At 44.5% G+C, this 18,219-nt stretch carries 10 protein-coding genes, 2 rRNA genes and 1 pseudogene (1 of these 13 only partly in view); 4 read left to right on the forward strand and 9 right to left on the reverse strand.

Annotated elements, in window-relative coordinates:
• Window positions 1-41 precede the first annotated feature (41 nt).
• Together ACVFI8_RS07310 and tviB are read right to left on the reverse strand one after the other, a co-directional pair.
• Entirely contained in the window at window positions 42-1,064 is a 1,023-nt protein-coding gene (locus ACVFI8_RS07310) for an SDR family oxidoreductase (protein ID WP_457873486.1), read from the reverse strand.
• Between the two features lie 14 nt (window positions 1,065-1,078).
• Window positions 1,079-2,347, reverse strand: a complete 1,269-nt coding sequence (gene tviB, locus ACVFI8_RS07315; protein ID WP_457873487.1) for a Vi polysaccharide biosynthesis UDP-N-acetylglucosamine C-6 dehydrogenase TviB — start codon at window positions 2,345-2,347, stop codon at window positions 1,079-1,081.
• A 196-nt stretch (window positions 2,348-2,543) separates the two neighbouring features.
• Here tviB and prsT point away from each other — a divergent pair, with 196 nt between their 5' ends.
• Complete coding sequence (prsT, locus tag ACVFI8_RS07320) at window positions 2,544-5,282, forward strand: XrtA/PEP-CTERM system TPR-repeat protein PrsT (protein WP_457873488.1); 2,739 nt, start codon at window positions 2,544-2,546, stop codon at window positions 5,280-5,282.
• Window positions 5,283-5,314: 32 nt separating this feature from the next.
• On the opposite strand, the gene ACVFI8_RS07325 is transcribed toward prsT, so the two are convergent.
• The 3 genes from ACVFI8_RS07325 to ACVFI8_RS07335 form a co-directional block, all read right to left on the reverse strand.
• On the reverse strand, window positions 5,315-6,271 hold the full coding sequence (locus tag ACVFI8_RS07325; RefSeq protein ID WP_457873489.1) for a PEP-CTERM/exosortase system-associated acyltransferase: 957 nt from the start codon (window positions 6,269-6,271) through the stop codon (window positions 5,315-5,317).
• Window positions 6,272-6,427: 156 nt separating this feature from the next.
• Window positions 6,428-7,384 carry a THxN family PEP-CTERM protein gene (locus ACVFI8_RS07330; RefSeq protein ID WP_457873490.1) on the reverse strand — a complete coding sequence of 319 codons (957 nt, stop codon included), beginning with the start codon at window positions 7,382-7,384 and terminating at the stop codon, window positions 6,428-6,430.
• 181 nt (window positions 7,385-7,565) lie between these two features.
• Window positions 7,566-8,426 carry a ThiF family adenylyltransferase gene (locus ACVFI8_RS07335; protein ID WP_457873491.1) on the reverse strand — a complete coding sequence of 287 codons (861 nt, stop codon included), beginning with the start codon at window positions 8,424-8,426 and terminating at the stop codon, window positions 7,566-7,568.
• A gap of 119 nt (window positions 8,427-8,545) precedes the next feature.
• On the opposite strand from ACVFI8_RS07335, the gene ACVFI8_RS07340 reads away from it, so the two are divergent.
• Window positions 8,546-9,301, forward strand: coding sequence for a S1 family peptidase (locus tag ACVFI8_RS07340; RefSeq protein WP_248714101.1), 756 nt, complete (start codon window positions 8,546-8,548; stop codon window positions 9,299-9,301).
• 91 nt (window positions 9,302-9,392) lie between these two features.
• Here ACVFI8_RS07340 and ssb read toward each other — a convergent pair whose 3' ends face one another.
• Together ssb and ACVFI8_RS07350 are read right to left on the reverse strand one after the other, a co-directional pair.
• On the reverse strand, window positions 9,393-10,016 hold the full coding sequence (ssb, locus tag ACVFI8_RS07345) for a single-stranded DNA-binding protein (protein WP_248714100.1): 624 nt from the start codon (window positions 10,014-10,016) through the stop codon (window positions 9,393-9,395).
• Window positions 10,017-10,068: 52 nt separating this feature from the next.
• The gene (locus ACVFI8_RS07350) at window positions 10,069-11,439 is read right to left on the reverse strand and encodes an MFS transporter (protein ID WP_457873813.1); all 1,371 of its coding nucleotides are present in this window, start codon (window positions 11,437-11,439) and stop codon (window positions 10,069-10,071) included.
• A gap of 166 nt (window positions 11,440-11,605) precedes the next feature.
• Between ACVFI8_RS07350 and uvrA the strand changes: the two are divergent.
• Both uvrA and ACVFI8_RS07360 read left to right on the forward strand, forming a co-directional pair.
• Window positions 11,606-14,438 (forward strand): annotated as a pseudogene (gene uvrA, locus ACVFI8_RS07355) (excinuclease ABC subunit UvrA).
• A 33-nt stretch (window positions 14,439-14,471) separates the two neighbouring features.
• The gene (locus ACVFI8_RS07360; protein WP_457873492.1) at window positions 14,472-16,367 is read left to right on the forward strand and encodes a Wzy polymerase domain-containing protein; all 1,896 of its coding nucleotides are present in this window, start codon (window positions 14,472-14,474) and stop codon (window positions 16,365-16,367) included.
• Window positions 16,368-16,949: 582 nt separating this feature from the next.
• Here the strand turns inward: ACVFI8_RS07360 and rrf are convergent.
• Window positions 16,950-17,065: ribosomal RNA gene (gene rrf / locus ACVFI8_RS07365) — 5S ribosomal RNA — on the reverse strand.
• Between the two features lie 113 nt (window positions 17,066-17,178).
• A 23S ribosomal RNA gene (locus ACVFI8_RS07370) occupies window positions 17,179-18,219 on the reverse strand (it continues 1,848 nt past the right edge of the window).

Below are 18,219 nucleotides of genomic sequence, written 5' to 3' on the forward strand. Positions count from 1 at the left end.
TGTCATAGTCTGTAAGCCAACAGCACCAATCTAATCAAATTTTAGAGGCTAGACTGATTAATGTACCAAGGCATCGCAAGTGCTAAACCCTGACCAATAGTAAATTCTGGCACATATCCGAGTAGTTGATTAGCTTTGCTTATATCGGCTCTTGAATGCCTTACATCTCCGGCTCTAAAATCTCGATACTCTGGCTTAGCTTCTCGTTCAACACCATGTTTAGCTAGATTGTCACGAAGAAGGTCGTACAACTGCGTTAAGCTAGTTTGGTCGTTTAGCGCGACATTAAAGACTTCACTGCTGGCTAGATCGGCGGTTGCCGCCAAAATATTCATTTGCACAACATTATCGATAAAGCAAAAGTCTCGACTAGTTTCACCATCACCATTGATGAAAACCTGTTCTTCATCAATCAAAGCCGCGGTCCATTTGGGGATAACGGCCGCATAGGCCCCATTAGGATCTTGGCGTGGACCAAACACATTAAAATAACGTAAGCCAATAGAGGGAAAGCCGTAACTACGTTCAAACACCGAGCTATAAAGCTCATTGACATATTTAGTTACTGCATAAGGCGACAACGGGTTACCAATAACACCCTCTACTTTGGGTAAATCAGGATGATCGCCATAAGTAGAACTAGAGGCAGCATAAACAAACGCCGAAACTTGCAGCTCTTTGGCCGCCACCAGCATGTTTAAATACCCTGAAATATTCACTTCATTAGTCGTAATAGGGTCATTAATAGAACGGGGTACTGAGCCCAAAGCCGCTTGATGAAGAACATAATCAGCACCAGAGACAAATTGTTTACACGTATCTAGGTTACGAATATCCCCTTCGATAAACTGAAATTGCTGCCATTGCTGTTCTGTCACTAAACTCTTTACTTCATCGAGGTTGTGTTGATGACCTGTGGCAAAGTTATCGAGACCAATCACTTTCTGATTGAGCTTTAGCAAGGCTTCTAAAAGGTTAGAGCCAATAAAGCCAGCAACCCCTGAAATCGCCCATACCTTTGGCTGTGCCTGCAACTGCTCACAGACTTGTTTAAAACGAGTCACTATTAAACTCCTATTTACAAGCGAAGGTCGCTAGCGTCAGCTGGCAGTAGGTATTTAAGATCATAAAGCACATGATCAGACTTACCAAACGCACGGATATCTTCCACCGACATGTCTTTAAACTGTTGATGCGCTACTGCAAGAATAATCGCTTCATAACTATCAGCCTGAGGGGATTCAACAAGGTCAATACCATACTCATCGTGACACTCTTGCTTATCCGCCCATGGATCATAGGTGTCAACTTGCACACCATAATCGGCAAACTCATGCACGATATCGATAACCTTGGTATTTCGAATATCTGGACAGTTTTCTTTAAAGGTTAAGCCCAAGATAAGTATCTTACTGTTCACCACAGAAATATTGCGCTTAACCATCGCTTTAATACACTGTGATACCACGTAACGCCCCATATTATCGTTGATACGACGCCCCGCTAAAATTACTTCAGGGCGATAGCCGATCGATTCCGCTTTATGAGTGAGGTAGTATGGATCAACACCGATACAGTGGCCACCAACCAAACCAGGGCGGAAAGGTAAGAAGTTCCACTTGGTACCGGCAGCCTCCAATACGGCTTCAGTATCTATATCTAAGCGATTAAAAATAAGAGCCAGTTCATTGATTAAGGCAATGTTTACATCACGCTGAGTGTTTTCAATCACTTTCGCAGCTTCAGCAACCTTGATGCTAGTGGCTTTATGAGTCCCCACCACAACAATCTCGCCGTAAAGATTATCAACGATAGTGGCTATTTCAGGTGTTGAGCCTGAAGTGATTTTTTTAATGGTAGAAACACGGTGAGTTTTATCGCCAGGGTTAATCCGCTCAGGACTATAGCCAACATAAAAGTCTTTATTGAATATTAGACCCGAATTTTTTTCCAGCACCGGAACACATTGTTCTTCTGTCGCACCCGGGTAAACAGTCGACTCATAGATAACAATATCATTGGGTTTTAATACTTTAGCTACCGTTTCGCTAGCCCTAATCAATGGAGTAAGGTCTGGCTGCTTGTGCTCAGTAATCGGCGTAGGCACGGTAACGATGAATACGTTACATTTTGCTAGGTCTTCGATTTGGCAACTGTAAGACATATTTCCAGCAACTTCCTGTAATTCGTCTTTGCTTACTTCTTGTGTAAGATCAACACCTTGCTGTAGCTCGGACACGCGACCTTGGTTGATATCAAAACCCACTACGGTGCGCTTTTTAGCAAATTCAACAGCTAAAGGTAAGCCAACATAACCTAGGCCAATTACGGCAATACTCACGTCCATGTATATATCCATTTAATTTGAAAACAGTTTTCTAAGGCTAATTAAACCGCATATTGAAACAGAAAGTAAGAGCCTAAGTTCAGTTAGCCACAAATCACCCCACAAAGTAGGACATGAGGCTAATTAAGCTGTATGATTTTAAGGTGATATATCAATCCAACAAACAGGGAAGAATATGAGCAATCATAGGTTTGGAATGAAAAGAATCCTGGCAACTACAGCCCTAACTATCGCATTAACAGCTTGTGGTGGGGATACTGCCGAACAACATTTATCTAATGCGTCTAGCTATCTTTCTGAGAACAACCAAAACGCAGCAATTATCGAACTAAAAAATGCGATTAAGAAAGACGCCAACTTAGCTCAAGCCAGGCTAACTCTAGGCAAAATATATCTAGAACGTGGTAATTACCTAGCGGCTGAAAAAGAATTAGAGCGGGCGCTAGAGCTCAATGCTGACAAAGATCAACTTATCCCCTTACTCGCAAGAACTTACTTGAATCAAGGTCAACCTGAAAACATTGAGGAATTGCTGCTCGAAAATCGCCGTTTGAGTATCGAAGTAGAAACGGAAGTATTAGCCATTCATGCTTTAGCGCTGTTTAGAAATGGTCAAGTAGACAAGGCAAAGACAACCTTGAGTCAAGCTCAAGAGCTGGGAATAGAAGGAACCTATTCAACCATGGTGAAAGCCAGTATTTCAGCCGCTGAGCAACAACTGGCTAGTGCCAATGAAACCATTAACCAATTGAGCCAAGAAGCCCCCGACAATACCGATGTTTGGCTCCTCAAAGGACACCTAGCGTCGTTAGCAAACGATAATGCCACAGCCGTTGCCTCATACCAACAAGCAGTCGAGTTAGCGCCAGAGGCGGTGCAATTCACTCTATATCTAGCGCAAGCCTTGGTTAAAAACAAACAGTTTGATGAAGCTGAACCCTATTTAGATAAGTTATTGAAGGTAGCCCCAAACCATATGCTGACGAATCAGCTAAAAGCTTATATTTTTTATGAAAAACAAAACTATCTAGATGCATACACTCATGCAACAAGGGCCCTCCAAAACGGTTCCAATAATCCTTCCACGCAAATGGTAGCTGGCGTATCAGCCTATCGATTAAACAATAATGAGCAGGCATTACCGCTACTCTCTAGGGTTGTTAGCAATGACCCTTCAAACCAACTCGCTCAGAGGCTGTTAGTATCGACTCAATTTAGACTTGGTCAGTTAGACGGAGCCATCGATCAATTAAACCAGCAAGACTCTTCTTCTCTGGAAAACGCTGCTTTTCTCAGTAATGCTAGTCTACAACTGAATCAATTAGGTCGAAATGACGAGGCGTTAAACCTTGCAGAAAAAGCGGCTAAGTCTGGTGGTTTGCCAGAAAAAACGCGTTTGGGGCTATTATTAGTTAAACGTAATGATCCGAACGCCATCAACGTTCTTCAGGAAGTTCTTGATGAATACCCTGCCCACTCACAAGCGTTCTTAGGGCAACAAGCTTATTACTACCAAAATGATGGCATTGAACAAGTCATTCCGATGTTACGAGAGTGGTTAGCAAATATCCCGCAAGATCAAGCGGTACGACTCTACCTCGGCACAATGCTAGAGCAACAAGAAAAATACGACGAAGCACTCCAAACCTACCAAGATATCTTAAAAGTAAACCCTCAAGACTTAACTGCTAGGCTATTCAGCTCTTCGGTATTAGCGCATCAGGGGAAAACCGAAGAGGCCTATAAGCAAGCTTACCAACTAAAGAGCGAAAACCCAGAGAACCAAAGCGTATTCAAATACTTGGCCACTTATGCCAATCAAATTAACAAGTTGGAGCAAGTGCAGGTACTTGTTGACGAACAGCTTTTGTTGTTACCAGCTTCCACCACCTTACTTGAGCAAAAAGCGCTACTTTTAACCGCTCAAAAAGAATATCAATCTGCATTAAGCACGCTAACAGCAATCCCTGAGCTACAGAGAAATGATCGTCATTGGCGGCAAATTGGCGACCTATACTTACAAACAGGCCAGCCAGAAAAAGCCCATTCTACTTACCAAGCTTGGTTGGATGGCTCTCCACTATCTTTAGTTGCCTACTTAAAAAATATCAATGTCCTCGAATCTAAAGGGCAGCTCAGTGAAGCGGTATCTTTAAGTAATAGAGCTGCACAAGTATTCAAAACTAATCCCAAAGTACATTTTCTTAACTCCGTATTATTACTCAAAGCTGGCGACACCTATGGCAGCCAAAATGCGCTCAACAAATTACCTCCTAATCAGCTAGAAACACCAGCCGCTATACAACAACAAGGTTTTATTTATTCGGCTCAGCAAGAATGGGGGAAAGCGACCAGTACCTTTGAAAAGCTATATGCTCAATTACCAAGTGTTAAATCTGCGAGCCGCTTAATACAAAGCTACAAGCGAGAAGGGAAATTGGCTAAAGCACAGGATTTCGTCACACAAGTAATAGAAGAGCATGGTGAATTAGCGGCCCCCCTTAAATTACAACTCGCTGAACTACAAATGGACAAGCAGCCTCAACAAGCTTTGCAGCTCTATAAAAATATACTGCAAAATGAGCCTAATAACATTATAGCCTTGAACAACATTGCATGGGTTTTGCACCAGCAAGACCAACATAATCAAGCTCTTGAATATGCACTTAAGGCTCACCAGTTAAAACCTGAGCTAGCTCAAGTGAAAGACACTTATGGCTATATGCTATTGAAATCAGGTAAGGCAAGTGAAGCTCAACAAATACTAGAGCAGAGCTATCAACTACAAGCAAGTAACGAAATTGGATTGCATTATGTTGAGGCGTTGATTGCTAACAAACAAACTACTCAGGCAAAAGAATTGTTGGATAAGCTAGTTGATATAGAGCCAGCGTTGGTCCATAAAAAAGCTGAGCTAGAAGCTCAGCTAAACTAAGTAAGGTAAACGCAATAGTTGTTTAACGGCAACTATTGCGGAATATAAAGTCCGCTAGAATCAGACCATTTAAAATTCTCCCGCATCGACATATTGGGAGATTTTTTTTGCTCAAAGTCTGGCGAATACATTTTTTTAATATACTCGTCATTATCATCGTTGTTTCGAGCGGCCATGCAGCCTTTCTCGACTTCTTTATCGATATTATTCATTAGCGTTTGAAAACCCACAGGCAAGCTACGAGTCAACATTGAAGCACTAATGTAATAAGGCGCTCGCACGCCATGATACTCAATCGCGGGCCCAAGCTGTTCAAATTTAATTCCCAGAAAGCTCATGCTTCTCGCTAAACGCGGCTCCATCATAACAAAAGCATGATGTGTGCCCGCTCTAACCGCTAATGACGCTATAGATAGATACAAACCAATAGCCAAGAACGGGAAACAACGTAGCTCTTCTTCTGAGTAAGTTTGCTCATTAATCGCACCAGCAGCTGCACCGTCAAAATTATCGGCTTTACGGCGACGAAACTGAGGACGAACCGCTAAACGAGAAATTTCACAAATCTCATTGCGTTCAAATTGAGATGGGTGAAACTTGGCACCTTCAATCGCCGAAGAGCAAAACTTTTCAATGGGTAATAACTCATCACTATTAGAAGGTGAAACAATTCGCACACAACCCGCATAGTTAGTCGTTGGCTTGTGTTCAATTAAGCAGAATCGCGAATACTGATCAAATTCGTCTTGCTCCATTCCGTCTTCACGAACAGGTTCGAAGTTCAATTCCTCACAGTACACGTCATGGCGGATCCGAAATGCTTCATTAACAGTATCTTTTTTATAAGCCACAACAGGGCGAAGATACTCTGCGAAATGTTGGGCAATAAGTTTCGCTTCTCGCTTAACCAATAGCGAAATACCACCTCTTACTGCCGCACCTATAACGGGATAAGTTGCCAGATTTTTCACAAACTTGTTTCGAATCATAAGTGGCTCTCAAAGTGTCTAATTAGCCAAAACGCTGCATTTATAGTTTAGAACATAGCTGGAATGATAGAGGGCAGGTTGGCAGAAAAAAAAAGCGCAGAACGAGTCTGCGCTTTAGGTATGCAATGCTAAATGTTAGCGACGTTTAATTAAGCATTATGCACGGCGACGAACAGATGCCAAACCTAGCAGACCAAGACCAAAGATAGCTAAGGTACCAGGCTCTGTTACTGAGGTTGCTGTGATAGAAAATGCTGCACTTAATTCGTTGTCAGAACCTTCAACTGTCACGAAACCTAAACAAGTTGCACCAGTTACACAAGCTACGTTCTCAACAGCTTCTAGGCCAGCTAAACGTGTTGTAATGGTGTAAACGTACTCGTCATCAATTTGGAAGTTATTTGACAAATAAAGAGTTCCATCAGGGTCTTGTGTGTAAGATACGTCATCAGGAATAACAACAGTGAACAAATCTGAACAGCCAAACTCGTTGTCTGTGCCCACTTCACCCGTAACACCATCACCATAAGCACAAGTAGAACCGGCGACTAAATCACCACCTGGGTAGTTAGTTGTTTCTTCAAACAAAACTGCGAATACTAACAGCGGTGCAGGAGCCAACGGAGTAGCAAATGGCTGAGCAGGCGCTAGGAAAAGACCATCATACAACAATGCACCTTCCAAAAAGTCTCCAGATACACCGTAGTTGTTATGAACTAAGCCAGTACCGTCAGTCCAATCAGTATCAAGCAAACCACCTTGTAGCGCGCCGTCAACTTTACTGGTTAGAACTGTACCATCACCTAAAGCTGTACCCTTAGCATCGTCGATAACTAACTGGCTCTGTTTACCTTCTGGATTTTGCGGAGCCCAAGGGTTACCCCACGCCAAATCTTTTGGTAATTCGCCACCAAACATACCGTCAAACTGGTCTAGAGTTTCACCAGTAGCAGTGATACCAGTCTGATCGATTGGGTCAGAACCCAAATCAGAGGTGTATGCATCAAAGCCTGCGTCGTTTAGGTAGCTCCATTCTGTAATAAGTACAGCGTTTGCTGAGATGCTTGCAAAACCCAAGCTCGCTGCTAGTAGTGTCACTTTCAATTTATTCATGTCGCCCGTCCATTTGGTCATGTAATTCGGATACAAGCTTAATAAAGCAAACATAGTGCCAAGTTTTTATATCCAATTATTACAACAAGTTAGATGAAGGGGCTGGTGAAAGAATGAATGGAATGTAAAAATATCTGACACCCTGATATCGATCTTAACACCCTTAAAGGATCATTAGGATCTATTTACTCAATACTATTTTTTTAGCCACGCCAAATACAATACGCTGCAGAGGGTTTCTGTTTCCCATGGGGCGCCAAGTTTTTTTAAAGCGATTCCTATACGCATCAAAGTGCAGACCGTGAGGCGCAGTAATTAGATCTCCTCTATTTAACAAAATTTTTAACACGTACGTCCCCGCTATTCCGCCACACATCTTCACCGCCATTGGCATCGATGGACCTTTCTTTGCGTGAAAGTCAGCTTTACTGGGATCAACCAAGTAAGGCCGCTGTAACATTGCTGGCGATAGGCCAATCAAGAATTTGATATACTGCTCATTCTCACTACTGGCATCTTCAAAACGAAAATATTCTTCATAGGTCATGCTACCCGGCATAAAACATAGAAATGCGCAGCCCATTCCCAAGGGTGCCGCGGTAACTAAAGGAATGTTCTTTTCTAGACACTTTTGAAACACTAACTTTCGGGCAGATAAAGCAAAAAAATCTAAACTATCCACGTACACATCTACACCGTCTAAAAATTCATCAACGTTGTGCTCGAAGATCCCTTCAGGAAAAGACTTCACCTCGGCTTCAGGATTGATATCCAAACAAATTTTTTCCATCACCTTCACTTTTTCCTGCCCTACAGTAGACATAAATGCGCCAGCTTGCCGGTTGAAGTTATGCACCTCGTATTCATCGAAATCTGAAATATGGAATTTGCCAACACCTAAGCGCGCTAGCGTAACAATGTGCTCGCTGCCCACTCCGCCAGCCCCCGCCATTGCTACCCGCTTGCCACGCAGTATTTGCTGCTCAGCATCAGTTACCCAACCGATGTTTCTTGAAAAAGCATCTTCGTAATTAAAACTCATGATTAATTGGCCTTTTACTTGGCGACATTCAACACCATGGAATATCACTGGGTTTTATACTAACTTGCTCTAGTACATAGTAAAATTAAGATAAAGCAGTTCTCAAGGAAGAATATAGTATGAAACTAGTCTTGATCGTTATCATTGCGTCACTTTCTTCACTGTTTAGTTTAGAAGCATTAAGCGAACTTGCTGACACAATTGAAAAGATCAAACCTTCAGTAGTGGGTATTGGCACTTATAACAGGCTCAACTCTCCTCGTGCTAGCCTAAGAGGAACAGGGTTTGTGGTTGGTGCACACCTCATAGCCACCAACGCTCATGTGATCCCCAAAAGCCTCAATCAGCAACAAAATGAAAAACTGGTGGTATTTGTTGGCCAAGGTCGCTCGCCGGAGCTTAGGTTTGCAACAGTCGTCGCCAGTAATCAACAGCATGATTTAGCCCTACTACAAATAGAAGGAAAAGCACTCAGGCCGATGGTTTTATCTACACAGGAAGTAAGGGAAGGCGAACTATATGCTTTTACCGGCTTTCCGATTGGGGCTGTTCTCGGTTTATATCCGGTAACGCATCGCGGTATTATTTCAAGCATTACGCCTGTAGTGATACCCGCTCGCAATGCCAGTGAACTAAACTTAGCCCAATTAAAAAGGTTAAAAGCGCCTTATAATATCTACCAGTTAGACGCAACTGCTTACCCTGGCAATAGCGGCAGCCCTTTGTATCACCCTGAAACGGGCCAAGTCATCGCTATTATTAACAAAGTGTTTGTAAAAACAACCAAAGAAGCTGTGTTGTCGGACCCCAGTGCGATTAGTTACGCGATACCGGTTATACACCTACAGCAACTGCTCAACTCCCTGAAAAATTAGCCGGTCATTACATAAAAATAAAAAAACCCGCTTAATTAGCGGGTTATATTATTTTTAGTGTTTATTTTAACACTTTAGATTATTACCAGACCTAGAACGGAATGTCGTCATCAAAATCCATTGGCGGCTCATTAAACTGAGGAGCTGCTTGTGGTGCTGGCGCTTGCTGAGGTGCAGCAGCAGGCTTAGCTTGTTGCTGATAGCCACCTTGCTGGGGAGCCGCCTGTTGCGGTGCTTGCTGGAAGCCACCTTGCTGTTGTGGCGCAGCCTGTTGCTGGAAGCCACCTTGTTGCGCCGGCGCACTAGGAGCAGCAGCTTGTTGCCCACCCCAATTACCTTGTTGCTGTGATGCACCGCCACCAGGACGACCACCCAACATTTGCATAACACCATTAAAGCCCTGCACAACCACTTCCGTAGAGAAACGGTCTTGACCACTTTGATCTTGCCACTTACGTGTTTGTAATTGACCTTCAATATATACCTGAGAACCCTTTTTAAGGTATTCACCAGCCACTTCAGCCAATTTGCCGAACAACACCACACGGTGCCATTCTGTCCGCTCTTTTTGTTCGCCGCTTTGCTTATCTCTCCAACTTTCTGAAGTAGCAATGGTAATGTTGGCGACGGCCCCTCCGTTTGGCATAAAACGGACTTCAGGATCCTGTCCTAAATTTCCAACCAAAATTACTTTATTAATGCCCCGAGTGGCCATGTATTTCGCTCCTATAATCTATCTGTTGTGGCGAGGAAGACCCGCTATCATACTAGGCTGCTCGCACCAAATCCAATGCTCTAGCCAATTCAAATTCTTTTGTTTTTACTTTAAGGTAAACCGTGTGATCGCTAGCAATCATCACCGCTTCTACAACTCCAGGTAAAACCTGAAGTTTTGCCAATAAGCTTGCAGGTTTGTCGGCAGATGATATCGCCAACGAATAACTTTTTATACCGCTTTGCGCACGCATTCCCAAACTAACCAATATCCAAATCAGCAATAGGCTGATGGTAAACCAACACACCGCCACCATGCCGCCAGCCATATATAGGGCTCCGGCACTACTTCCACCAACGAATGCGCCCAAAAACTGACTCGTAGAAAATACCCCCAGCGCTGCACCTTTGTTTCCAGGGGGGGCAAGATTTGAAATCAGTGCTGGCAAACTTGCTTCTAGGTAATTAAAACCCACAAAAAATAGGGTGAGAATGATACCCAATAGCCATATAGAGCCATGCTCTACCAACAACAAAACATTGGCTAACAACAACAAGCTAATCGCAAAGATAAAATAACCGCGCTGCTGATTACGTTTAGCGGCAATAATCAGCAAAGGCACCATGAGCACAAACGACACTAATACAGCGGGTAAATAGACCTGCCAATGCTGCTCGGCGGCTAAGCCAGCATCAAGTAAACGCAATGGCATAATGACGAATAACCCGGTAAGCACCAAGTGTAAAGTGAATACCCCCCAGTCTAAGCGGACTAATTGAGGATGTTTTAGCAACTTAAGCATTTGTTCGGAGTTGGCATTCACTTCGCCTCTAGGCGCTTTAACTTCGGCATTTGGCACAATAAAATGAACCACCAACATCGCCACAATGGCAAGCGCAGCGATCAGCCAAAATAAGCCTGATAATCCCAACAAGGCCGACAGCACAGGTCCTAAGACCAAAGAACCCGCAAACGACAAGCCAATGCTTACACCGATAAAAGCCATCACCTTGGCGCGCTGGGTTTCTCGACTTAAATCAGCAGCTAAGGCCATTACCGTGCTGGCAATCGCTCCCATTCCCTGTAAAGCGCGACCGAGAGCAACACCATAGATTGAATCGGCCAGCGCTGCGACGACCGAACCTAAGGCGAAAATAGCGAGCCCCAAAAAAATAACCGGTTTACGTCCAACACAATCTGACAACCAGCCCATCGGTATTTGAAACATAGCTTGCGTTAAGCCATAGGCACCTATCGCAAACCCCACCCATAGCGGTGAAAAACCGTTTAGCTGCTGGCCATAAATCACCAATACAGGCATAAGCATAAACAAACCAGCCATACGCAAGGCAAACAACAGTGCCAAAGAATACGCGCCGCGCTTTTCGGTGGGATTCAAACCTTCTTCCACTACCACAACCATCAAAATTTAATCAATAAAGAACCGATAATGCTACCACAGCCACTTAGCTTCAAACCAGCTTAAGATTACAGATCGCTAACTGACTAAATCGCCATTACTTGGGCTAAGCATTATGCTAAACAATATGTAATACTGAGTGATTTACTGCAGCATTTATCAGGTAACAATGGATAGTATCGATATTCGTGGTGCTCGCACCCACAATCTAAAAAATATTTCTTTGACCCTACCTCGAGATAAACTGATTGTGATTACTGGTTTATCGGGTTCGGGCAAATCTTCACTGGCATTCGATACCTTGTATGCCGAAGGACAACGACGTTATGTTGAATCCTTATCAGCCTATGCGAGACAGTTTCTATCGCTTATGGAGAAGCCAGATGTTGACCATATTGAAGGTTTATCTCCGGCAATATCTATTGAGCAAAAATCAACCTCGCACAACCCGCGTTCAACGGTCGGCACAATCACCGAGATCTACGACTATTTGCGCCTACTATACGCTCGGGTAGGTGAACCACGTTGTCCTCACCATCACTTACCTTTAGCAGCTCAAACCATTAGTCAAATGGTCGATAAAGTTTTTGAAGAGCCAGAAAATAGCAAGTTGATGTTGCTCGCTCCGGTTGTTCGAGACCGCAAAGGTGAGCACGTTAAAACCTTAGAAAGCCTAGCCGCTCAAGGTTTCATTCGTGCACGAATTGACGGTGAAGTCTGTGATTTAAGCGACCCTCCAGAGTTAGAGCTGCATAAAAAACACAATATTGAAGTCGTCATAGATCGCTTTAAAGTACGCGCCAGTGAAGATCTTGCTCAGCGTTTAGCCGAGTCATTTGAAACCGCTTTAGAGCTTGCAGAAGGCACCGCGATTTTAGTCGATATGGATAGTGGCGAAACTCGCCAGCTATTCTCGGCAAACTTTGCGTGCCCCGTTTGTGGCTACAGCATGACCGAGCTAGAGCCGCGGATTTTTTCTTTCAATAACCCAGCTGGCGCCTGTCAAACTTGTGATGGCTTAGGTGTTGACCAGTTTTTTGATGACAACAAAGTGATCCTAAACCCCAGCATTAGCTTAGCCGGGGGCGCGATTAGAGGCTGGGATAAGCGCAACTTCTATTACTATCAAATGTTGAAGTCTTTGGCAGCTCATTTTGGTTTCGATCTAGAAGCGCCATTTGAAAAACTCAGTGATAAACACCAACATTTGGTACTGCATGGCTCCGGTCGGACCAATATCGAATTTAGGTATATGAACGACCGCGGTGACGTTACCGTGCGCAAACACCCTTTCGAGGGAATTATCCCCAATATGCGCCGCCGCTACAAAGAGACAGAATCAAATGCTGTCCGCGAAGAACTCGCTAAGTTTATTAGCAACCAAGAGTGCCCAGGGTGTGGCGGAAGTCGCTTGCGAGAAGAAGCGCGTAATGTGTTTATTGGCAGCACTAATTTACCTCAAGTAAGTCGCAAATCAATTGGTGAAGCGGTAGAGTTCTTTGGCTCGCTAACATTAACTGGTCAACGAGCCGCTATTGCAGACAAAATATTAAAAGAAATCTGCGAGCGTTTGAACTTTCTAGTTAACGTTGGCTTAGATTACCTGTCACTTGACCGCAGCGCCGACACCTTGTCAGGCGGTGAAGCACAACGAATCAGACTAGCTAGCCAGATTGGGGCAGGTTTGGTTGGCGTCATGTATGTGCTTGACGAGCCCTCTATTGGCTTACACCAACGGGATAATGAACGCTTACTTGCTACCCTTAACCACTTACGCGACCTTGGCAACACAGTGATAGTGGTAGAACACGACGAAGACGCTATTCGAGCAGCTGACTACATAGTTGATATTGGTCCTGGAGCGGGGGTTCATGGTGGTGAAATTGTGGCACAAGGGTCGTATCAGCAAGTAATCAACACCGCAAACTCATTAACCGGTCAATACCTCAGTGGCGTTAAGTCTATCGCTATCCCTGAGCAACGCCATACTCCAGCAGGCGATTGGCTAAAGCTCAATGGCGCGAGTGGCAATAACCTTAAAAACGTAAATTTAGCCATTCCCCTAGGCTTGCTAACCTGTGTTACCGGTGTATCGGGCAGCGGTAAATCCACCTTAATTAACGACACCTTGTATAAAATTGCGCAAAAAGAGCTTAATGGTGCCGCTGGCGAAGATATCGCCCCCTACAAGAAAATTGAAGGTTTGGACAAGCTCGACAAAGTTGTCGACATTGACCAAAGCCCTATCGGCAGAACACCGCGTTCTAATCCTGCAACCTACACCGGTATATTTACCCCAATTCGCGAGCTATTTGCGGCTACACAGGAATCGCGTTCTCGTGGCTATAAACCGGGTCGATTTAGCTTCAATGTTAAAGGTGGCCGCTGCGAAGCTTGCCAAGGTGATGGCGTTATCAAGGTAGAAATGCACTTCTTACCCGATGTTTACGTTCCTTGTGACGTATGTAAAGGCAAGCGTTACAACCGTGAAACCCTTGAGATTAAATACAAGGGCAAAAACATTCATCAAATTCTAGATATGACAATAGAAGAAGCCCGCCCCTACTTCGATGCGGTTCCAGTTATAGCCAGAAAACTACAGACATTGATTGATGTAGGACTGACTTATATCAAGTTAGGGCAGTCAGCAACCACGTTGTCGGGAGGCGAAGCGCAGCGGGTTAAGCTAGCGCGCGAATTGAGCAAACGAGATACCGGCCAAACTCTATATATCCTCGATGAACCAACTACCGGCTTGCATTTCCATGATATTCAGTTGTTACTTGATGTGATCCATCGTTTACGGGATCACGGCAATACCATTGTGGTTATTGAGCACAATTTGGATGTGGTGAAAACGGCCGATTGGATTGTAGATTTAGGGCCTGAAGGCGGTAAAGGCGGCGGAGAAGATCCTGGTTGCTGGCACACCAGAGGATGTAGCAGAAGAAGCTCGTTCTCACACAGCTCGCTTTTTGAAACCAATGCTGAAACAAAAATAGTAGCAGGGTCAGCACTTAATTCACGGAAGAGTAATGTTAGCTAAACTAACCATAGAGCGATGTTTTATTGCCCTATTTGCCGCGCTGTTACTGTTAGGTATGCACTATTTTCAGCATAACCAAGGCGGCACTGGTTTGTCTTTGCCGTTTAATTTGCTCGTATGGTGTATAGCTGGGCCAATAATAGGCCTAGGCTTATTCAAAGTCAGCGCAAGTAAAACCTTGCGCTATAATCGCAGCCTATTGGTAGTCGCTATCGGTACCGCATTACTTTGGCTCCCAATACTTTACCCTAACGCCGTGCTAGCTTGGTTTGCTGTTAGCCGGCTAATCGGTATGACCGCGGGACTATTATTAATCTTTACCGTAATACAACTGCAACTAACTCGTCAGCAGTGGCAGTCTATCTTTTACCTCATCATCGCCGGAATAGTGATAGAAAGTCTCTACGGTCTGATTCAAATCTACTTACTCAGTGAAAACAACTGGCTTGGATTCAACACTCTCTCAACTAGAGCGTCAGGGATATTTCAACAAGCAAATGTTTACGGCACCTTCTTGTTATTTTCGCTTCCTTGTGCCGTTTGGCTAATTAGCCAACAAGCCGTGCGCAGTACACTGCAACGAACATTGGTATACGGCGGCTGTTTTTTTGCCATGTGGGCGGTAGTACTGAGTGACTCACGCACTGCATTTTGGGCGCTCACGTTGGTTATCCCACTTTGCATACCGCTATTGATAAAACAAGCCGCCAAAAAAGAAATGGCAGCACTAGGACTTGCCATAGCGACTGGGATTGCGATTCCATTAGCAATCCAATTCACAAGTGACTGGCAAGCTAGAGGTGGAGCATTAGGAGGCTCAGCAGATCTTCGCGTAAATATGCTTAAGGTAACTTGGCAGCTTATTTCCCAGCAGCCGATACTTGGCTGGGGATATGGCTCATTTGAGATAGCCTACCATCAAACCCAAGCCGCGATGGGCTCATCAGGACTGATCGATGGTTTTATGTTTAATCTTACTCATCCGCATAATGAGCTTTTATTTTGGCTAACTGAAGGGGGAATATTGCCTTTTATTGCCTTACTGGCTGTATCAGGGTATTTGCTGATAAGCTTATTCTCTCGCAAGGGCAATTTGTCTTATGGTTGTTTGTACCTCGCGATCTTATTACCTTGCCTTTTTCACAATATGACTGAACTACCGTTCTATCATGCCGCGATTCTATGGGTGCTCTTTTGCATACTGCTTGGAAAAATAAGTACAGAAACTCAGGAGCTAAAAACTATACACTTGACTGTCATTTCTGCCTTTAAAGTATCCGGTGCTGTCATAACAGTGGCGTCTTTAACCTTTATGCTCACCGGCTTACAAGCTATCCAACACCTCACTCGCTTTGAGCGAACCGGATCAAGTAACGTGGCGTTACTTGAATCCATTGTGAACCCTTTGCCTATTCTCGGTCGTTATCAGTTTAATGTTATGTCTTACCGATTATCAGCAGCACTAACATTAGGCCTTAAAGAGGAGCTAGAAAATTATTTGTCGTGGTCTGATTCCTTAATACAAAGAGAAACCCGCACGGAGCATTACTTAAATAGAATCATTGCATTAAAAGCACTCGCTATGAATAAGCAAGCTAAAGAGAGTTATGTAATAGCGCTGTGGCTATTTCCTGATACCGAGCGAGTTTCGTTTAGGTATTTATCATCCCTTAGCCGAGGAGAGCAAGCCCTAAAACAATATGTAGACTGGAACCGCGAGCAGTTATCCACTCGGCCAAAGCTAAATTTGTACGTTCATCAAATCAATGCCTTAGTAAGCTTAGGCGAAATAAAACAAGCCAAACACTTACAAAAGGAGGCGATAACGTTGTTTCCTAACGAGCCACGGCTTGCCAAAATTATCCATTTAGCCAGTGCTCACTGATAGGCAGGAAACGACTATTTAGTCGCTCTGCTAAGCATTCAACATCCCTTCTTATACCATTGGAAATAAAACAATAAACACGAACTACGTTTGGCTGTAATCATTTGTCATTTATCTAACGAGCCCAATTAGCCAAGCCCGAGATCTTTCAAAGACCGTCTTTAAATAACGGAACCACGCTATCATGTATGGATATGGGGATATGAAGTGCCGACTATAAACAACAATACTCCAGGGTAATGAAAGCGAAGGCCTTCTCTAAATAAGTGCCTGGCGGTATCTGACGACTGTCACATGCCTAACCATAGCTATCGGCTCAGCGTAGTAGCCTGTGACTAAAAGCCTATGACTAAATATCAGGCATAAAAAAGCCTATCCCTTAGGATAGGCCTTCTCTAAATAGACTCTGGCAGTGGAACAGGTGCGCAGCATAGCGGCTTTCACTTCAGCCTGAAAAAGCATGCTTACCCATGGCTATCCATGGCTATCAGCTCAGCGTGGTGGCCTGTGACTAAAAGCCGGTGACTAAATCTCAGGCATAAAAAAAGCCTATCCGTTAGGATAGGCTTTCTCTAAATAGGCGCCTGGCAGTGACCTACTTTCACATGGGGAGACCCCACACTATCATCGGCGCAGTTGCGTTTCACTTCTGAGTTCGGCATGGGTTCAGGTGGGTCCACAACGCTATTGCCACCAGGCAAAAACTTGTTGTCTTTAACATTCGAAAAAGCTGAAAACATCCCACGAGTATAACAAGTACTCTTGGTCATAAAAAATAAGATGTCTATAAGCAACACCACTTGGGTGTTGTATGGTTAAGCCTCACGGGTAATTAGTACAAGTTAGCTCAATGCCTCACAGCACTTACACACCTTGCCTATCAACGTTGTAGTCTCCAACGGCCCTTCAGAGGACTTAAAGTCCTAGTGAGAATTAATCTCAAGGCCTGCTTCCCGCTTAGATGCTTTCAGCGGTTATCAGTTCCGAACGTAGCTACTGGGCAATGCTATTGGCATAACAACCCAAACACCAGCGGTTCGTCCACTCCGGTCCTCTCGTACTAGGAGCAGCTCCTTTCAATTCTCAAACGCCCACGGCAGATAGGGACCGAACTGTCTCACGACGTTCTAAACCCAGCTCGCGTACCACTTTAAATGGCGAACAGCCATACCCTTGGGACCGACTTCAGCCCCAGGATGTGATGAGCCGACATCGAGGTGCCAAACACCGCCGTCGATATGAACTCTTGGGCGGTATCAGCCTGTTATCCCCGGAGTACCTTTTATCCGTTGAGCGATGGCCCTTCCATACAGAACCACCGGATCACTATGACCTACTTTCGTACCTGCTCGACGTGTCTGTCTCGCAGTTAAGCTGGCTTATGCCATTGCACTAACCGTACGATGTCCGACCGTACTTAGCCAACCTTCGTGCTCCTCCGTTACTCTTTGGGAGGAGACCGCCCCAGTCAAACTACCCACCAGACACTGTCCGCAATCCCGATAAGGGACCAACGTTAGAACATCAACACTACAAGGGTGGTATTTCAAGGTCGGCTCCACATCATCTAGCGACAACGCTTCAAAGCCTCCCACCTATCCTACACATGTAGGGTCAATGTTCAGTGTCAAGCTGTAGTAAAGGTTCACGGGGTCTTTCCGTCTAGCCGCGGGTACACCGCATCTTCACGGCAATTTCAATTTCACTGAGTCTCGGGTGGAGACAGCTTGGCCATCATTACGCCATTCGTGCAGGTCGGAACTTACCCGACAAGGAATTTCGCTACCTTAGGACCGTTATAGTTACGGCCGCCGTTTACCGGGGCTTCGATCAATAGCTTCGCTTGCGCTAA

Source organism: Agarivorans sp. MS3-6, from assembly GCF_054112545.1.